Origin of the sequence: Variovorax paradoxus, from assembly GCF_000834655.1 — a bacterium.
Taxonomy (GTDB): Bacteria; Pseudomonadota; Gammaproteobacteria; order Burkholderiales; family Burkholderiaceae_C; genus Variovorax; species Variovorax paradoxus_F.
Genome location: NZ_JXQQ01000021.1, coordinates 44285 through 61023, shown reverse-complemented (window position 1 = coordinate 61023; position 16739 = coordinate 44285). Strand labels below are relative to the sequence as shown.

The window sequence follows — 16739 nt, the reverse complement described above, 5'->3', positions numbered from 1 at the left end:
CAAGCGGCGCATCCATCGGGCGCCCTGCCTGCCCCCATCCCGGCCTTCCCCCAGAGGAGGAAGGAGCCAATACCAACGCGAAGACATGAACACCACCGGACCCCTCGAAGGCATCCGCATCCTCGACCTCACGGCCGTGGTGATGGGACCCTACGCCACGCAGACGCTCGGCGACCTCGGCGCCAACATCGTCAAGGTCGAGCCGCCGTCGGGCGACAACCTGCGCGCGGTCGGCCCGATGCGCCATGCGGGCATGGGTGCGATGGCGATGCACCTGAACCGCAACAAGCGCTCCATCGTGCTCGACCTGAAGCAGCCCGAAGGCCGCGAGGCGTGCCTGCGGCTCGCGGCGGGTTGCGACGCGCTCATCTACAACACGCGCCCGCAGGCGATGGCGCGGCTCGGGCTCGGCTACGAAGCGGTGGCGGCCGTCAATCCGAAGATCGTCTACCTCGGCGCCTTCGGCTACGGCGAAGAAGGCCCGTATGCCGGCAAGCCCGCCTACGACGACCTGATCCAGGGCGCGGCCGGCGTCGCCTCGCTCTTCGCGCAGCAGAGCGGCGATGCGCCGCGCTACGCGCCCGTCACGCTGGCCGACCGCGCCGTGGGGCTGCAGGCCGCCATCGCGCTGCTCGCCGCGGTGCTGAACGCACAGCGCACCGGCAAGGGCCAGGCGGTCGAGGTGCCGATGTTCGAAGCGCTCTCGCAGTTCGTGATGGGCGACCACCTCGGCGGCCACAGCTTCGAGCCGCCGCTCGGGCCCACCGGCTATGCCCGCCTGCTCGCGCCGCACCGCAAGCCCTATGCGACGGCCGACGGTTATCTCAGCGTGCTGATCTACAACGACAAGCACTGGCAGGCCTTCTTCGACGTGATCGGCCGGCCCGAGCTGCGTGCCTCGCCGATGTTCGGCTCGCACACCGCGCGCGCCGCGAACATCGGCGCGGTCTACGCGTTCGTCGCCGAGGTGATGGCCACGCGCGGCAGCGACGAATGGATGGCCGCGCTGGAAGCGGCCGACATCCCGGTCGCGCGCCTGCACAGCACCGAGAGCCTGCTCGACGACCCGCACCTGCGTGCCGTCGGCTTCTTCCCCGAGTTCGATCACCCGAGCGAAGGCCGCATCCGCACGCTCGCGCCGGTCGGGCGCTACAGCGCCACGCCCGCGTCGATCCGCCGCCCCGCGCCGCGCATCGGGGAGCAGAGCGTGGAGCTGCTGCGCGAAGCGGGCTACGCGGACGCGGCCATCGAACGCATGCTTGCGCGCGGCGTCACCCTGCAACCGGAACCTGCGAAAGACAGCGAATGAATTTCTCCCTGAACGAAGACCAGCGCTCGCTCGTCGCGGCCATCGAGCGCCTCTGCGAGGACTTCCCCATCGAGTACTGGCGCGACCACGACGAGCGCGCCGCGTTCCCGCACGAATTCCACCGCGCCGTCGCGCAGAGCGGCTGGCTCGGGATCGCGATGCCCGAGGCACAGGGCGGCGCGGGGCTGGGCATCACCGAGGCGGCGCTGATGATGCGCGCCATCAGCGCGTCGGGCGCGGGCATGTCGGGCGCGTCGTCGGTGCACATGAACATCTTCGGGCTCAACCCGGTGGTGGTGTTCGGCACCGAGGCGCAGCGCCAGCGCTTCCTGCCGCCATTGATCGCCGGCACCCAGAAGGCCTGCTTCGCCGTGACCGAGCCCGACGCGGGGCTCGACACCGCCAGCCTCAAGACGCAGGCGGTGCGCCAGCCGGACGGCAGCTACCTGCTGCACGGCCGCAAGATCTGGATCTCGACCGCGCAGGTGGCCGACCGCATGCTGATCCTCACGCGCACCACGCCCATCGACCAGGTGAAGAAACCGACGCAGGGCCTGACGCTCTTCTACACGGCGCTGGACCGCAGCAAGGTCGAGGTGCGCGAGATCCACAAGCTCGGGCGCGCGGCGGTCGACTCCAACATGCTCTTCATCGACGGTCTCGAGGTGCCGGAAGAAGACCGCATCGGCGAGGAAGGACGCGGGTTCGAATACATCCTGCACGGCCTGAACCCCGAGCGCATCCTGATCGCGGCCGAGGCCATCGGCATCGGCCGTGCCTCGCTGCGCATCGCCTCGCAGTACGCACAGGAGCGCGTGGTCTTCGGCCGGCCCATCGGCCAGAACCAGGGCGTGGCGCATCCGCTCGCGCGGGCCTGGGCCAACCTGGAGGCGGCCGACCTGATGATGCTCAAGGCCGCCACGCTGTACGACGCGAGCGAGCCCTGCGGCATCGAGGCCAACGCCGCCAAGTACCTCGCGGCCGAGGCGGCGCACGACGCCTGCCAGAACGCCATCCTCACGCTCGGCGGCATGGGCTATGCGAAGGAATACCATGTCGAGCGCCTGCTGCGCGAGAGCTACATCCCGCGCATCGCGCCGGTGAGCCCGCAGATGATCCTGAACTTCATCGCCGAGAAGGCGCTGGGGTTGCCCAAGTCGTATTGACCTCTGTTCATGAACGCCAACGCCGTCGTCACCCGCCATCTCTTCGTCCGAGGCCTCGTGCAGGGCGTGGGCTACCGCTGGTCGATGGTGCAGGCCGCCGAGCGCCTGGGCGTGCGCGGCTGGGTGCGCAACCGGCGCGACGGCAGCGTGGAGGCGCTCGCGGCCGGAGACGTCGATGCGGTCGAGGCGCTGGTCCGCTGGGCGGGCCAGGGGCCGGCAGGTGCGCGCGTGGATGCGGTCGATGTGAACGATGCCGCGGCCATGGACGACCTGCCCGACGGTTTTGCGCAGCGCGAGACCGCATAGGCCTTGGTCGTCGCGCCGGTTCAGGCCGATCCGTCTTCCATCTCCAACCGTCCGCGCCGGGCTTGTCAAAGCGTCGCGCAAGGCTTCGACAGGCTCAGCCCGAACGGTTCTGCCCACCTACGACAGGGGCGCTTCAATCCACCCGGATGTTCTTCGCCTTCACGATGCGGCTGTAGATCTCCGCATCGCGCCGCACCGCCGCGGCCATCTCGGCCTGCGTGAGCCCGAGCGGCTCGCTGTTCAGGTCGCGGATGCGCTTGGCGAGTTCGGGGTCCTTGCTGGCCTCGATCATCACGGCGTTGAAGCGCTGCTGTATCGCGACCGGCGTCGCGGCCGGTGCCCAGAGGCCGTGCCACGAGGTCATCACGAGGCCGGGCACCACTTCGGAGAGCGTGGGCACGTCGGGCATCGCGGGGTGGCGGCTGGCGCCGGAATACGCGAGCGCCTGCACGCGGCCGCTGCTGATGAGCTGGTAGCCCGTGGCGATCGGCTCCATCACCGTGTCGACCTGCCCGCCCACCACGTCGGCCACGGGGCTCGCGCGGTAGGGCACGTGCAGCATCTCGGTGCCGGTTTCGTCTTTCAGCCATTCCACGATCAGGTGCGACGGGCTTCCCGCGCCGTAGGAGGCGTGCGAGATCGTGCCCGGCTTCGCCTTCGCCGCGGCCAGCAGTTCCTTGACCGACTTCGCCGGGAATTTCGGGCTCGCGATCAGCACCAGCCCCTGCCGCATCGTGGTGGCGACCGGCACCAGGTCCTTCTGCGGATCGAACGGCAGCTTGGCATAGATGTACGGGTTGATCGTGAACGCCGTCGACAGGTTGTAGAGGTAGGTGTAGCCGTCGGGCGGCGCCTTCGCCACCGCGTCGGAAGCGAGGTTGCCGGCGGTGCCCGGCTTGTTGTCGATCACCACCGGCACGCCGAGCTGGCGCGCCATGTACTCGCCGTAGAGCCGCGCGAAGATGTCCGGCGGCGTGCCGGGCGCGAAGCCCACCACGATGCGGATCGGCTTGCTCGGCCAGGCCGCGCCCTGCGCGAAGGCGAAGCTGCACGCGAGGCCGAGGAAGAGGCCGACGAGGGGACCGGCCAGCCATTTGAATGTCGAACGCATGAATGTCTCCTGTCGCGGGTCGTGCCCGCTTGTTTGCATGAATCGGCTCTGCGGCCTTTGCTCTTTCTCTTCCGCCCTCATGATCCGTCGAGGGCCTGGGCTCCTTCGCGCTTGCGGGCTCGCGCGGTGCGTGTCCTTCAGTCGATCTGCGCGCCCGAGCGGCGCACGGCCTCGCCCCACTTGGCGATCTCCGCGCGGGCGAAGGCGTCGAGTTGCTCGGTGTTCATCTCGGCGTGTTCGATGCCCTGCTGCGCGAGCTTCTCGCGCACCTCGGGCTGGGCCAGCACCTGGCGCGTGGCCTCGCGCAGCCGGTCGCGCTGCGCGGCGGGCATGCTGCTGGGCGCATACAACATGAACCACGCGACGAGGTCGAAGTCCTTCACGCCCTGTTCCATCAGCGTGGGCACATCGGGTGCGGCCGCGCTGCGCTTCGCGCCCGAGGCGCCGAGCGCGCGCAGCTTGCCCGCGCGCACCTGCGGCATCACCGCGGCCGGGTGATAGAACATGAACTGCACGTTGCCGGCCATCAGCTCGGTCAGGGCCTGCGCGCCGTCGCGGTAGGGCACGTGCATGAAGTTCTTCGCGAGGCGCACGTTGAGCAGCTCGCCCGCGAGGTGGCCCGAGGTGCCGTTGCCGGCCGAGGCGAAGTTCACGTTGCCGGTCGCTGCGCCCAGGTCGGCCACGCTCTTCCACGGAGAGTTGGCAGGCACCACCAGCAGCGTGGGCGTGGCGCCCGCGAAGCCCAGCGGCACGAAGTCGCGCAGCGGCTGGTAGGACAGCCGCTTGTAGAGCGAGGGGTTGATCGCATGCGTGCCGACCGTGCCCATCAACAGCGTCTGGCCGTCGCTGGCGCGCGCGACCTGCTCGCTGCCGATCGAGCCGCCTGCGCCGGGCTTGTTCTCCACGATCGCGGCCACGCCGAGCTGTCGGCCCAGCGCATCGGCCAGGATGCGGCCGACGATGTCGGTGGACGTGCCGGCGCCGAAGGGCACCACGATCTTCAGCGGGCGCGGCGAACCTTGTGCGAGCGCGGCGCCCGCGGCCAGCAGCGTGCTCGCGAGCAAGAGGCGGCGCTTCATGCGGCGCTCCCGAAGCCCGCGGGCACCTGGCCGTCGTACTGCAGTTCGCGCGTGGCCTGATAGGAGAGGGCGAAGCCGCTCGGCGTCTCGGCCTCTTCAGCCAGGTGCGCGATGAGCCCCGCGGTGCGCGCGAGGATCGGCACGCCGCGCAGCGACGCCACCGGAAAGCCCACGCCCAGCAGCACGGCTGGAATGGCGGCCGAGACGTTCATGCGCAGCTCGCGGCCGACGATGCCGGGGATCGCGCGCTCCAGTGCCTGCGCGATGCGCACGTAGCGCATGTCGGCGCCGGCTTCGGCGGCCACTTCGATGAGCCGGTCCACGCGCGGGTCGTTGGCCTTGTGCAGCGGATGGCCGTAGCCGGGAATGGCCTGGCGGCCTTCCTTCAGCGCGCGGATCGTCGCGGCGGCCACGTCGTCGAGCGCTTCGCCCGCATCGACGCGCGCCGCCACGTCGGCGAACAGGCGCCCCGCGGTTTCGGACGCGCCGAGGATCACCGAGCCGCAGCCCAGGATGCCCGCGGCGACCGCGCCCTGCAGCGCGTCGGGCGCAGCGGCGAAGGTCATGCGGCTGGCCTGCACGCTGGGCACGAGGCCGTGCTCGGCGATGGCCACCAGCGTGGCGTTGAGCACCGTGCTGCAGGCCGCGTCGGGCTGCTTGCCGGTGAGCAGCAGGAAGAAGTAGTCGGCGAACGAGAGCTTGCCGATCAGGTCGCGGCACAGGTCCTGGCCGCGAACGACGATGGTGTGTTCGTCCGAGGTGCAGATGGCGGTGCGCGGGACAGTGGATTTGCCGATTTTCATGAGGGCGTATGCAGTGGATCGGGGGTGGATCGAGGCTCAGGCGGCCTCGGGTTGGAGATGGAAGTCGTAGTGCGCCGACCAGTACGGCCGCTCGATCGCGCGGCCGTCGGGCGCCTGGCCCGGCGGGTGCGATTCGAAATCGACGACGAGGCTGGGCCGCACGCCGAACACCGCGTCCGAGTCGATGTAGGGGCTGCCCGCCACGAAGAGATGCGTGGTCACCGGCACGTGGCCCTCGGCCACCACCTTCATGTGGATGTGGCCGGGCCGGTTGGGGTGGCGGCCCATGCCGTCGAGCATGCGGCCCACCGGGCCGTCGACCGGCACCGGGTAGTACGAGGGCTTGATCGACCAGAACCAGTAGCGGCCTTCGGCGTCGGTGCGGATGCGCGCGCGCGCCGCCATGCCCGCGCCATCGACCTGCATGTCGTACACGCCCTCGCCGTCGCCCGACCAGATGTCGAGCAGCGCGTTCGCGAGCGGCTGGCCGCGGGTGTCGGTGACGCGGCCGCTGTAGAAGGCAGGTTCGCCGCGCACGCCGGGCGCGATGTCGGCGCCCAGTGGCAGGTCGGGAGCGCCGTCCCAGTAGTAGGGGCCCTGCACCGTGGCCTCGGTGGTCTCGGTCGCCTGCAGCGTCTTGCCGGCCTGGCCTGCGCGGGCGGCGGCGCGCAGCTGGTCGAGCATCACCACCATCATCGAAGCGCCGAGCGTGTCCGACAGCAGGATGAACTCCTGGCGCTTGTCGTCGCAGGCCTTGCCCACGGCGGTGAGGAATTCGATGCCGGCCATCCATTCGTCGGGCTGCAGGTCGACCTCGCGGATGAAGGCGTGCAGGTGGGTGATGAGCGAGCGCATCACCTGTGCGAAGCGCGGGTCGGTGGCGCCCTCCAGGCGCTGCAGCGCGGCCTGGGTGAGTTCGTTCTCGTTCGAGGGGGTCATGGGGCTTGTCTCCTTTTTCTTTTGCAATGGCGTGGTGTCAGGCGGCCGGCCTCAAGCGTTGCCGTATTGGTTCGACGATGGCGTCGTTGTCGGCGCCCAGCAATGGCGGCGCGGTGACCTCGAGCGGCCGTTCGCCGTCGAAGCTCACCGGCGAGCGGATGGTCCGCCACTCGCCGCCTTCGGGGTGCGGCGCGCTCACTTCCAGCTGCAGGTGGCGGGCCTGCGGGTCCTGCATCGCTTCGCGGGTGTCGTACATGGGGGCGTGGGGCACGTCCTCGGACTCCAGCCGCGCGCACCAGTCGGCGCGGGTGCGCGCGCGGAACAGGCCGTCGAGCAGCGCGATCATGTCGTTCTGGTGCGCGATGCGGCCTTCGCGCGTCGCGAAGCGCGGGTCCTGGAACAGGTCGGGTCGCTCGATCGCATTGGCCAGGCCCTGCCAGAACTTCTCGGGCGAGGACATGTGCAGCGCGATCCACAGGCCGTCGGCGCACTCCAGCACGTACGACTGCGAGACGCTCGGCCGGCTGAACGGACCCATGATCTCGTTCTCGGAAAAGTAGTGCGTGAAGGCATCGAGGTTGAAATGGCACATGGCCTCGAGCATCGACACCTCGACCTTGCGGCCCTGGCCGGTGCGCCCGCGCTCCACCAGTGCGCCCATCACGCCGTAGGCCGCATAGAAGCCGGTCATGGCGTCGGCCACGGCCGGTCCCACCACGCGCGGGTTGGCCGGGTTCACCAGGAGCTTGAGGAAGGCGCTGGCCGCCTGGGCCACCGTGTCGTAGGCGGGGCGGTTGGCGGCCGGGCCGGTCTGGCCGAAGCCGCTGATGGCGCAGTACACCAGCCGCGGGTTGAGCGCGCGCAGCCGCGCCTCGCCTGCGCCCAGCCGCTCGGCCGCGCCGGGGCGGAAGTTCTGGATGTAGACGTCCGACTCCTTCACCAGTTCGTCGAACACCGCCGCGTCCTCCGGCAGCTTGGGGTTGAGCGTGATGCTGCGCTTGTTGCGGTTGTAGGTCTGGAAGTGCGGGCTGTAGAGGCCGCCGCGGAACGAGCGGAACGGATCGCCGCTGCCGGGCTGCTCGACCTTCACCACCTCGGCGCCCAGGTCGGCGAGGAACATGCCCGCCGCCGGCCCGGTGATGAACGTGCCTTGCTCCAGCACCTTGATGCCGCTGAGGACTTTGTGCACCGCGTTGTCTCCTGTGTGTTCGTGGCTGGGTGCGAACTCTATGCAGGCGCGACGATTTTTAACAATGATGGTTTTGCATGGATACCATCGATGGCATCGATCATTCGACGGACCGGGGATCTCTATGGAATTGCGTCACCTGCGCTACTTCAGCGCGCTGGCGGGCTCGCTCAACTTCACCCGCGCGGCCGAGCGGCTGCATGTGACGCAGTCGACGCTGTCGCACCAGATCAAGCAGCTCGAAGAAGAGCTGGGCACGCTGCTTTTCGACCGCATCGGCAAGCGCGTGGCGCTGACCGAGGCCGGCGAGGCATTCCTGCATCACGCCACGCGCGCGCTGCAGGAGATCGACCGGGGCCTGGGCGCACTGCGCGACGACCCGCAGGCGGCGGCCGGCGAACTGCGCATCGGCTCGACCCACACCTTCAACTTGGGCTTCATTCCGGACTGCATCGCGGGCTTCCAGAAGCGCTATCCGCGGGTGCGCGTGATGGTCGACGAGCTCGCGGCCGACCTGATTGCCGAGCGCCTGCAGGAGGGCACGCTCGACCTGGGCATCGCCTACCGGCCGGGCGTGCCCGGGACGCTGCAGTTCGAGCCGCTCTACAACGAGGAGATGGTGCTGGTGGTGGCGGGCGACCATCCGCTCGCGCGCCGCAAGCGCGTGCGCATGGTGGAGCTGCACCGAATGCCGATGGTGATGCTGCCCGCGAGCTTCGCGACGCGGCAGATGCTCGACGAGTGCTTCCGCTCCTGCGGCGCGGAGCCGCAGGTGGTGGCCGAGATCAACACGCTGGCGCCGATCATGGGGCTCGTCGCGAAGACGCAGCTCGCGGCCATCGTGTCTGCCAACGCCGTGCAGCCGCATTCGGGCCTGGCCACGGTGCGGCTGGAAAGCCCGACACCGGTGCGCACCCCGGGCATGCTGTGGTCGCCCAAGGCGCGCGAGTCGGCGCCCACGCGCGCTTTCGCAGCCATCGTGCGCAAGGTGGCGTTCCGCACGAGCATGCTGGAGCGCGCGGACGCCTGAGCCAGCGCTGGCACCATTTGCAACCGCTCTGGCGGGCATTGCAACCTTCCGCGACTTGTGTACCGGGCAGGGCCTTCCCATGTGTCGGACAATCGAAGACGGCTTTTTCATCCTCCGCGACACAAGAGACATCCCATGAAACTCCCCACCCGCGTCAAGCTCGTCGACGTCGGCCCGCGCGACGGCCTGCAGAACGAAAAGCAGCCGGTCTCGGCCGAGGTCAAGATCGGACTCGTGCACCGCCTGCAGGACGCCGGGCTCAAGGAAATCGAGGTCACCAGCTTCGTCTCGCCCAAGTGGGTGCCGCAGATGGCGGACAACGCCCAGGTGATGCACGGCATCACGCGCAAGGCGGGCGTTCTCTATTCGGTGCTCACGCCCAACATGAAGGGCTTCGAGGCAGCCATCGCCGCGCCGCGCGAGGAGTGGCCCGACGAGATCGTGGTGTTCGGCGCCGCGAGCGAGGCCTTCAGCCAGAAGAACATCAACTGCTCGATCGCCGAAAGCATCGAGCGCTTCGCACCCGTGGTGGCGGCGGCGCTCGAAAAGGGCATTCGTGTGCGGGGCGCGATGTCGTGCACGGTCGGTTGCCCCTATGAAGGCGAGATCGCCCCGGCCAAGGTCGGCTACCTCGCGCAGCTGATGAAGGGCATCGGCGTGCAGCGCGTGGACGTGGCCGACACCATCGGCGTGGGCACGCCGCGCAAGGTGCAGGCGGCGATGGAGGCCACGCTCGCGCACTTCGATGTCGACGCCATTTCCGGCCACTTTCACGACACCTACGGGCAGGCGCTGGTCAACACGCTGGCGGCGCTCGAGATGGGTGTGTGGAATTTCCAGTCGTCCTCGGCAGGCCTGGGCGGCTGCCCCTACGCCAAGGGCGCGACGGGCAATGTCGCCACCGAAGACGTGGTCTACATGCTGCACGGCATGGGCATCGAGACCGGCATCGACCTGGACAAGCTGATCGACGCGGGCGTCTACATCAGCCAGGCGCTGGGGCGCGAGCCGAACTCGCGCGCATCGAAGGCCATCCGCACCAAGCGGGCCGGCTGAAACACACGCACGCACAGGAGTTTTCGTGGACCTGCATGTCTGGCTTGCATTTCTGGTGGCCAGTTGCGTCATCGCGGTTTCGCCCGGTTCGGGCGCGGTGCTCAGCATGAGCCACGGCCTGAGCTACGGCGTGCGGCGCACGACGGCGACCATCGTCGGCCTGCAACTGGGGCTGGCCGTGATCCTGCTCGTGGCGGGGCTCGGCGTGGGTGCGGTGCTCACCGCCTCGGCCACCGCGTTCACGGTGATCAAGGTGGTCGGCGCGTGCTACCTGCTGTGGCTGGGCTGGCGCCAGTGGCGCGCGCCGGTGGCGAAGGTCGCGGGCGACGCCGGGCAGTCGGCCGGCGAGCCCGACCTCACGGCGCGGCAGCGCGTGTTGCGCGGCTTCCTCACCAACGTGACCAATCCCAAGGGCATCGTCTTCATGGCGGCCGTGCTGCCGCAGTTCATCCAGCCGACGCGGCCGTTGTGGCTTCAGCTGCTGGTGCTGCTGGCCACGACGGTGATGGTCGACGTGACCGTGATGCACGGTTACGCCTGGCTGGCCGCGCGGCTGCAGGGCGCGCTGCGCTCGGTGCGCGCGCGGCGCGCGCAGAACCGCGTGTTCGGCGGCGTGCTGATGGCGATGGGCGCGTTCCTTTTCATGTTCAAGCGCAGCGCCTGAGGGCGCACTTTCGCGCGGTCTTCTTGCAGATTCCAACCCATGTGCGGCTCTGAACTCCATTCCCTTCCCGAAGGCGTCCAGCGCGTCTCCCGCGTGCTGCAGGACGCCGGCCATCCCCATTCCCCGCGCATGCTCGACGACGCCTGCCGCACCGCGCAACAGGCGGCCGATGCGCTCGGCATCGCGGTCGGCCAGATTGCCAAGAGCATCATCTTTCGCCGCAAGAGCGACGATGCCGCGGTGCTGGTCATCACCTCGGGCGACAAGCGCGTGGACGAGAAGAAGGTCGATGCGCTCGTCGGCAAGACCGGCCGCGCCGATGCCGAGTTCGTGAAGGCGCGCACCGGCTTCACCATCGGCGGCGTGTCGCCGGTGGGGCATGCGACCAAGCCGGTGGTGCTGATCGACCGCGAGTTGTTCCGCTTCGAGGAGATCTGGGCCGCGGCGGGCCATCCGCATGCGGTGTTCCAGCTCCGGCCGCAGGACCTCGAAACGCTCACCGGCGCGCCGGTGACGGACGTGGTTTGAACTTCGCCGAAGCCCAGACCCTGGCCGCACGCGCGGTGGCCGTGCGCGACCTGCCCGAAGACGTGCCTTCGCCCTGCACCTCGGTCTGCCGCATGGACCGCCTGAGCGGCTTCTGCGAGGGGTGCCTGCGCACCATTCCCGAGATCGCGGGCTGGAGCAAGATGGAAGACGACGCGCGGCGCGGCGTGTGGCGCGCGATAGAGTTGCGGGCCCGGGCCGGCATCTGGCGCGTCCCGGAAACCTCCGGAGACCACGACGCATGAAGCACATCGACTTCTATCTCGACTTCATCTCGCCCTACGCGCACCTCGCGTTCGAGCACCTGCCGGAGGCGCTCGAAGGGCTGAGCTACAGCGTGGCCTACAAGCCGGTTCTGCTCGGCGCGCTGCTCAAGCAACACGGCCAGCTCGGGCCGGCCGAGATTCCGTCAAAACGCAGCTGGACCTACCGCCATGTGCTGTGGCTCGGTCATGCCAACGGCATCCAGATCGAGATGCCGGCCTCGCACCCCTACAACCCGCTGCCGCACCTGCGGCTCGCGGTGTCGACGAGCGACGACGGCAGCATCAGCCGCCTCGTGGCCGAGACCATCCTGCGCAACGTGTGGCGCGGCGGCGAGGAAGCCGGCGATGCGGCGCGGCTCGCGGCGCTCACCGCGCAACTGGGTCCGAAGCGCGAAGCGGGCAGCGACGAGAGCAAGGCGCTCCTGAAGCGCAACACCGACGAAGCGCTCGCGCTCGGCGTGTTCGGAACGCCGGCCTACGTGGTCGACGGGCGTCTCTTCTGGGGCTTCGACGGCCTCGCGATGCTGCGTTCGTACCTGTCGGGCGACGCGTGGTTCGACGGCCCGCAATGGGCCTCGGCGGACCAGCGCCCCTCCTTGCTGCGGAGCAAATAGGACCTGAGGACAAACCCGAGCAGGGTTTCGATTTCTTACAAGCTGAAACGCGCACCGCGGGTTTCACCCTAATCCGTAAGCATCGGTTCAGTTTCGCGCAAGTCTCGGGTCAGTCACGCCTCCAAGAATGCCTCACGGCCCCGGATATCGGGCGCCGCATGAACGCAAACACACAGGAGACGACGCAATGGCCGCCACACTAGATTCACGGGGAGTGCCGCATCCGGCCCCCCGGCCCATGTCCTCGGAGGAGAAGAAAGTCATCTTCGCCTCCTCGCTCGGCACCGTGTTCGAGTGGTACGACTTCTACCTCTACGGTTCGCTCGCCGCGATCATCGCCAAGCAGTTCTTCAGCGGCCTGGATGCGGGCGCCGCCTTCATCTTCGCGCTGCTGGCGTTCGCTGCCGGTTTCCTGGTGCGTCCGTTCGGCGCCATCGTGTTCGGCCGGCTGGGCGACATGATCGGGCGCAAGTACACCTTCCTCGTGACGATCCTGATCATGGGCCTGTCGACGTTCATCGTCGGCCTGCTGCCCAGCTACGCGACCATCGGCGTCGCGGCGCCGGTGATCCTGATCGCGCTGCGCATGCTGCAGGGCCTGGCCCTCGGCGGCGAGTACGGCGGTGCCGCCACCTACGTGGCCGAGCACTCGCCGCACGGCAAGCGCGGTGCGTACACCTCGTGGATCCAGACCACGGCAACGCTGGGCCTGTTCCTGAGCCTGCTGGTGATCCTGGGCGTGCGCGAGTTCATGGGCGAAGCGGCGTTCAACGACTGGGGCTGGCGCATTCCGTTCCTGGTGTCGATCCTGCTCCTGGGCATCTCGGTGTGGATTCGTCTCTCGCTGAGCGAATCGCCCGCCTTCCAGAAGATGAAGGCCGAGGGCAAGACCTCCAAGGCACCGCTGGCCGAATCGTTCGGTGAGTGGAAGAACCTGAAGATCGTGATCCTGGCGCTGGTCGGCCTCACTGCCGGCCAGGCGGTGGTCTGGTACTCGGGCCAGTTCTATGCGCTCTTCTTCCTCACGGCACAGCTGAAGGTCGATGCGACCACGGCCAACCTGATGATCGCCGCCGCGCTGCTGCTGGGCACGCCGTTCTTCGTGGTCTTCGGCACGCTGTCGGACAAGATCGGCCGCAAGCCCATCATCATGGCCGGCTGCCTGCTGGCCGTGGTCACCTACTTCCCCGTGTTCAAGATGCTGACCGAAGCCGCCAACCCGGACCTGGCCCGCGCGCAGGCCACGGCCGGCGTCACGGTGACGGCCGACCCGGCGACCTGCTCCTTCCAGGGCAACCCGGTGGCCCGCGAGATCGACTTCAAGAGCTCGTGCGACATCGCCAAGCGCTACCTCGTGCAGAACTCGGTGAGCTATGAAAACGTGGCCGGCGCGCCGGGCTCGAAGGCCGTCGTGAAGATCGGCGACAAGACGGTCGAGGCGCCCGTCGGCAACGTGGTGAACTCCAAGTTCGACGAGAACTCCGCCAAGGAAATCGCCGCCTTCAAGAAGGGCGTGGCCGAAGACCTGAAGATCGCGGGCTACCCGGCGAAGGCCGATCCCGCCAAGATCAACAAGGTGCTGACCATCGTGCTGCTGTTCTGGCTGGTGCTGCTGGTGACGATGGTGTACGGCCCGATCGCAGCGATGCTGGTCGAACTGTTCCCCACGCGCATCCGCTACACCTCGATGAGCCTGCCGTATCACATCGGCAACGGCTGGTTCGGCGGCCTCCTGCCGACCACCGCCTTCGCGATCGTGGCCTCCACCGGCAACATGTACAACGGCCTCTGGTACCCGATCATCATCGCGGGCATCACGCTGGTGATTGGCACGATCTTCATCCGCGAGACGAAGGACGTGGACATCTACGCGAACGACTGATCGAACGCATCGCACACGTCGCGTGTGCGAGAGGAGGGCTGCGGGAGCGGCCCTCCGTTCAACAAAGGGGCTTCATGCCATCCGACGGCATGAGGCCCTTTTCTTGAACCCCTCATCTTCACCATCACCACCCTCTCCAGGAGACAGCACCCATGTGGAAAATCGCCGTCGGCTTCGTCATCTTTGCCGCCATTGCCCTGTACGTGATCTCGAAGGCCGGTGACAAGGTCGACATGTCGGGCGAGAAGCATGGCGGGGACACCACGCACGAGCCCGCGCCCGCCGCCGCTCCCAAGTAGAAGAGGCAGCAGCGCGGCGGGGGGGCGGCTACCGCTTGAAGCGGCCTTCGCTGACGATCGACAGGTCGACGTAGTCGATGCCCGTGTGATCCGTCGGCGAGTAGTTCACGTCGACGCCGCCGCCCACGTCGTACTGGAAGGTGTTGAGCGTGGCGATGAGCTTCGCGCGCGTGGGCTTGGGGCCCGTGCGGCGCAGCGCCTCCACCAGCACCTTGGTGGCGACGAAGCCTTCGAGCAGCGCGGGCGACAGCTCGTTCTGGCCCTTGGCCTTGGCCAGCGCCATGGCTTCCTTGATCAGCGGGTGGCCGAACGAGCGCTCGTACGGAAGCACCTGCGTGATGATCACGCCCGCGCTCGCCGTGCCCAGTTCCTTGATGAAACCCGAGGCCGCGTTGTTCGACAGCGTGATGATCTGCGCCGCCGAACCCGCGGCCCGCAGCGCCTTCACGCCGTCGGTCACCGAGGTGCCCGAGCCGATCCACAGCACCGCCTGCGCGTTGGCCTTGACCAGTTGCGGCACGATGCTCGCGAAGTCGGGCTTGCTGCGGTCGGCCAGCACCAGCGCCGCGGGCTTGATGTTCGCCTTCTCGAAGCCCTTGGCCGCACCTTCCATCGCGTCCTTGCCGAAGGAATCGTCCGCCTGGACCACGGCGATGCGCTGGATGCCGGTGGTGTTCAGGTGCTGCACGGCCTTTTCGGCCTCGCGCTGGTAGGTAGAGCGCACGTTGAAGACGTTCTTCTGCAGCGGCTTGTGCAGCACCATCGCGCCGGTGGAAGGCCCGACGAGCGCCACGCCGTACTTGTCGAGCAGCGGGATCACCGCGATCGTGTTGGGCGTGCCGCGGTTCAGCAGCAGCGCGACGACCTTCTTGTCCTCGATCAGGATGCGGGTGTTTTCCAGCGAGCGCTTGGCGTCCAGGCCGTCGTCCAGCCGGATCACCTCAACCTGCTCGCCGTTGATGCCGCCCTGCGCGTTGACCTGGTCGATCACCAGTTGCGAGCCCAGGATCGTTTCCTTCACGCTGGCGGCCACCGGGCCCGAAAGGTCGGCCGACTGGCCGATCAGGATCTGGGCCGAGGCCCCGGGGGCGGCCGCTGCCAGCAGGAGCGCAACGGCGCAGGACGCAAACATCGTTTTCATCGAACAAAGCCTTTCCACGAGGCGGGCTTGCCTCTGTCAGAAGATGTGTAATGTGTTGCTGTTGGTGACATAAGTTTGCTCGTGCAAACCCTGTCAAACCATTGTTTGCAGACCCCAAAAAGCGACGGCCCGCCGGGGAGCCGGCGGGCCGCTGAAGGGGGAAGGAGGGCGGAGCGTCAGCGCTTGAAGCGCCCGTCGCTGATGATCGCCAGGTCCGCGAAGTCGATGCCGCTGTGGTCCTGCGGCGTGTAGCTCACCTCGAGCCCGCCGCCCAGGTCGTAGCTGCGAATGCTTTCGAGCGCGGCCAGCACCTTGGCGCGCGTGGGCCTCGGCCCCGCGCGGCGCAGCGCTTCCACCAGCACCTTCGCCGAAGCGAAGCCCTCGAGCGCGGCGGGCGAGAGCTCCGCCTGCCCCTTCGCCTTGGCGAGCGTGAGCGCCTCTTTCACCATCGGCTGGCCGAGCGAGCGCTCGCTGGGAAACACCTGCGTCACGATCACGCCGCGGCTCGCATCGCCCAGTTGCTTGATGAACCCCGAGGACGCGTTGTTCGACAGCGTGACCACCTGCGCCGCCGAACCCGAGGCGCGCAGCGCCTTGATGCCGTCGACCACCGCGATGCCCGAGCCGATCCACAGCACCGCCTGCGCGTTGGCATCCTTGATGGCCGGCACGATCGCCGCGTAATCGGGCTTGTCGCGATCGGCCGGAACGGTCACCGTCGGCGTGGCCTTGCCCTTGGTGAAGCCGGTCATCGCGCCTTCGAGCGCGTCCTTGCCGAACGAATCGGTCACGTACACCACGGCGATGCGCGTGAGGCCGATGGTCAGCAGGTGCTGCACCGCCTTCTCGGCCTCGCGCTGGTAGGTGGCGCGCACGTTGAACACGTGCTTTTGCAGCGGCTTGTGCAGCACCATCGCGCCGGTGGAAGGGCCGATCAGCGCCACCTCGTTCTTGTCGAGCCACGGGATGATGGCCTGCGAGTGCGGCGTGCCGCGGCTCATGAAGAGCGCCACCACCTTCTTGTCCTCGATCAGCACGCGGGCGTTTTCCCCGGCGCGCTTCACGTCGAAGGCGTCGTCCATGCGGACCACCTCGATCTTCTCGCCGTGGATGCCGCCCTGGGCGTTGGCCGCGTCGATCACCAGCTGGGCGCCGCCGATGGTCTCGTTGACGCTCGCGGCCACCGAGCCTGTCATGCCGGCGGTCTGGCCGATGAGGATCTGGGCGGAGGCGCCCATCGCCGTGAGCGCCAGCAGGGCGGCGGCACAAAGCGTGCGGGTCTTCGTCATGGAAGCCTTTCGAGGGATGCTTGCGGGGAAGTTGAAAACAAATGTGGTAT

Annotated in this window: 18 protein-coding genes; 11 read left to right on the top strand and 7 right to left on the bottom strand. The window is 68.4% G+C overall.

Annotated features, from left to right (window positions below; translation table 11 throughout):
- Positions 1 to 85 precede the first annotated feature (85 nt).
- From RT97_RS10360 to RT97_RS10350, 3 genes are read left to right on the top strand one after another with little or no spacing between them, the layout of a single operon-like run.
- On the top strand, positions 86 to 1309 hold the full coding sequence (locus tag RT97_RS10360) for a CaiB/BaiF CoA transferase family protein (RefSeq protein WP_042578703.1): 1224 nt from the start codon (positions 86 to 88) through the stop codon (positions 1307 to 1309).
- Entirely contained in the window at positions 1306 to 2475 is a 1170-nt protein-coding gene (locus tag RT97_RS10355) for an acyl-CoA dehydrogenase family protein (RefSeq protein WP_042578702.1), read from the top strand. The genes RT97_RS10360 and RT97_RS10355 overlap by 4 nt, the downstream gene beginning before the upstream one ends.
- 9 nt (positions 2476 to 2484) lie before the next feature.
- The gene (locus tag RT97_RS10350) at positions 2485 to 2781 is read left to right on the top strand and encodes an acylphosphatase (protein ID WP_042578701.1); all 297 of its coding nucleotides are present in this window, start codon (positions 2485 to 2487) and stop codon (positions 2779 to 2781) included.
- 133 nt (positions 2782 to 2914) lie between these two features.
- Here RT97_RS10350 and RT97_RS10345 read toward each other — a convergent pair whose 3' ends face one another.
- The 5 genes from RT97_RS10345 to RT97_RS10325 all read right to left on the bottom strand — a co-directional run bounded on the left by RT97_RS10345 (position 2915) and on the right by RT97_RS10325 (position 7902).
- Positions 2915 to 3892 carry a Bug family tripartite tricarboxylate transporter substrate binding protein gene (locus RT97_RS10345; RefSeq protein WP_042578700.1) on the bottom strand — a complete coding sequence of 326 codons (978 nt, stop codon included), beginning with the start codon at positions 3890 to 3892 and terminating at the stop codon, positions 2915 to 2917.
- Positions 3893 to 4029: 137 nt separating this feature from the next.
- Positions 4030 to 4971 (bottom strand): Bug family tripartite tricarboxylate transporter substrate binding protein, encoded by a 942-nt coding sequence (locus RT97_RS10340; RefSeq protein ID WP_042578699.1) that lies wholly within the window; start codon positions 4969 to 4971, stop codon positions 4030 to 4032.
- On the bottom strand, positions 4968 to 5774 hold the full coding sequence (locus tag RT97_RS10335) for a citryl-CoA lyase (protein ID WP_042578698.1): 807 nt from the start codon (positions 5772 to 5774) through the stop codon (positions 4968 to 4970). Before RT97_RS10335 ends, RT97_RS10340 begins: the two co-directional genes overlap by 4 nt.
- Before the next feature lie 36 nt (positions 5775 to 5810).
- Positions 5811 to 6713, bottom strand: coding sequence for a dioxygenase (locus RT97_RS10330; protein ID WP_042578697.1), 903 nt, complete (start codon positions 6711 to 6713; stop codon positions 5811 to 5813).
- Between the two features lie 37 nt (positions 6714 to 6750).
- Complete coding sequence (locus tag RT97_RS10325) at positions 6751 to 7902, bottom strand: CaiB/BaiF CoA transferase family protein (RefSeq protein WP_042578696.1); 1152 nt, start codon at positions 7900 to 7902, stop codon at positions 6751 to 6753.
- Positions 7903 to 8026: 124 nt separating this feature from the next.
- On the opposite strand from RT97_RS10325, the gene RT97_RS10320 reads away from it, so the two are divergent.
- The 8 genes from RT97_RS10320 (at position 8027) to RT97_RS33415 (ending at position 14259) form a co-directional block, all read left to right on the top strand.
- Positions 8027 to 8932, top strand: a complete 906-nt coding sequence (locus RT97_RS10320; RefSeq protein ID WP_042578695.1) for a LysR substrate-binding domain-containing protein — start codon at positions 8027 to 8029, stop codon at positions 8930 to 8932.
- A gap of 135 nt (positions 8933 to 9067) precedes the next feature.
- Entirely contained in the window at positions 9068 to 9988 is a 921-nt protein-coding gene (locus RT97_RS10315) for a hydroxymethylglutaryl-CoA lyase (protein WP_042578694.1), read from the top strand.
- Positions 9989 to 10013: 25 nt separating this feature from the next.
- The gene (rhtB, locus tag RT97_RS10310; protein WP_042578693.1) at positions 10014 to 10652 is read left to right on the top strand and encodes a homoserine/homoserine lactone efflux protein; all 639 of its coding nucleotides are present in this window, start codon (positions 10014 to 10016) and stop codon (positions 10650 to 10652) included.
- A gap of 39 nt (positions 10653 to 10691) precedes the next feature.
- Positions 10692 to 11180, top strand: a complete 489-nt coding sequence (locus tag RT97_RS10305; protein WP_042578692.1) for a YbaK/EbsC family protein — start codon at positions 10692 to 10694, stop codon at positions 11178 to 11180.
- Positions 11177 to 11443 carry a DUF1289 domain-containing protein gene (locus tag RT97_RS10300; RefSeq protein ID WP_042578691.1) on the top strand — a complete coding sequence of 89 codons (267 nt, stop codon included), beginning with the start codon at positions 11177 to 11179 and terminating at the stop codon, positions 11441 to 11443. Before RT97_RS10305 ends, RT97_RS10300 begins: the two co-directional genes overlap by 4 nt.
- Entirely contained in the window at positions 11440 to 12078 is a 639-nt protein-coding gene (locus RT97_RS10295; protein WP_042578690.1) for a 2-hydroxychromene-2-carboxylate isomerase, read from the top strand. Before RT97_RS10300 ends, RT97_RS10295 begins: the two co-directional genes overlap by 4 nt.
- A gap of 187 nt (positions 12079 to 12265) precedes the next feature.
- Entirely contained in the window at positions 12266 to 13960 is a 1695-nt protein-coding gene (locus RT97_RS10290; protein ID WP_042578689.1) for an MFS transporter, read from the top strand.
- A gap of 152 nt (positions 13961 to 14112) precedes the next feature.
- Entirely contained in the window at positions 14113 to 14259 is a 147-nt protein-coding gene (locus RT97_RS33415) for a hypothetical protein (protein ID WP_172672185.1), read from the top strand.
- 28 nt (positions 14260 to 14287) lie between these two features.
- Here RT97_RS33415 and RT97_RS10285 read toward each other — a convergent pair whose 3' ends face one another.
- Together RT97_RS10285 and RT97_RS10280 are read right to left on the bottom strand one after the other, a co-directional pair.
- Positions 14288 to 15400, bottom strand: a complete 1113-nt coding sequence (locus RT97_RS10285; RefSeq protein ID WP_042578688.1) for an ABC transporter substrate-binding protein — start codon at positions 15398 to 15400, stop codon at positions 14288 to 14290.
- 176 nt (positions 15401 to 15576) lie between these two features.
- Entirely contained in the window at positions 15577 to 16689 is a 1113-nt protein-coding gene (locus tag RT97_RS10280) for an ABC transporter substrate-binding protein (protein WP_042578687.1), read from the bottom strand.
- Positions 16690 to 16739: the final 50 nt, after the last annotated feature.

What these genes read in the sequence shown, in the direction of transcription:
- RT97_RS10360 (WP_042578703.1), top strand. Translation starts at nt 86, where the DNA reads ATGAACACCACCGGACCCCTCGAAGGCATCCGCATCCTCGACCTCACG.
- RT97_RS10355 (WP_042578702.1), top strand. Translation starts at nt 1,306, where the DNA reads ATGAATTTCTCCCTGAACGAAGACCAGCGCTCGCTCGTCGCGGCCATC.
- RT97_RS10350 (WP_042578701.1), top strand. Translation starts at nt 2,485, where the DNA reads ATGAACGCCAACGCCGTCGTCACCCGCCATCTCTTCGTCCGAGGCCTC.
- RT97_RS10345 (WP_042578700.1), bottom strand. Translation starts at nt 3,892, where the DNA reads ATGCGTTCGACATTCAAATGGCTGGCCGGTCCCCTCGTCGGCCTCTTC.
- RT97_RS10340 (WP_042578699.1), bottom strand. Translation starts at nt 4,971, where the DNA reads ATGAAGCGCCGCCTCTTGCTCGCGAGCACGCTGCTGGCCGCGGGCGCC.
- RT97_RS10335 (WP_042578698.1), bottom strand. Translation starts at nt 5,774, where the DNA reads ATGAAAATCGGCAAATCCACTGTCCCGCGCACCGCCATCTGCACCTCG.
- RT97_RS10330 (WP_042578697.1), bottom strand. Translation starts at nt 6,713, where the DNA reads ATGACCCCCTCGAACGAGAACGAACTCACCCAGGCCGCGCTGCAGCGC.
- RT97_RS10320 (WP_042578695.1), top strand. Translation starts at nt 8,027, where the DNA reads ATGGAATTGCGTCACCTGCGCTACTTCAGCGCGCTGGCGGGCTCGCTC.
- RT97_RS10315 (WP_042578694.1), top strand. Translation starts at nt 9,068, where the DNA reads ATGAAACTCCCCACCCGCGTCAAGCTCGTCGACGTCGGCCCGCGCGAC.
- RT97_RS10305 (WP_042578692.1), top strand. Translation starts at nt 10,692, where the DNA reads ATGTGCGGCTCTGAACTCCATTCCCTTCCCGAAGGCGTCCAGCGCGTC.
- RT97_RS10295 (WP_042578690.1), top strand. Translation starts at nt 11,440, where the DNA reads ATGAAGCACATCGACTTCTATCTCGACTTCATCTCGCCCTACGCGCAC.
- RT97_RS10290 (WP_042578689.1), top strand. Translation starts at nt 12,266, where the DNA reads ATGGCCGCCACACTAGATTCACGGGGAGTGCCGCATCCGGCCCCCCGG.
- RT97_RS33415 (WP_172672185.1), top strand. Translation starts at nt 14,113, where the DNA reads ATGTGGAAAATCGCCGTCGGCTTCGTCATCTTTGCCGCCATTGCCCTG.
- RT97_RS10285 (WP_042578688.1), bottom strand. Translation starts at nt 15,400, where the DNA reads ATGAAAACGATGTTTGCGTCCTGCGCCGTTGCGCTCCTGCTGGCAGCG.
- RT97_RS10280 (WP_042578687.1), bottom strand. Translation starts at nt 16,689, where the DNA reads ATGACGAAGACCCGCACGCTTTGTGCCGCCGCCCTGCTGGCGCTCACG.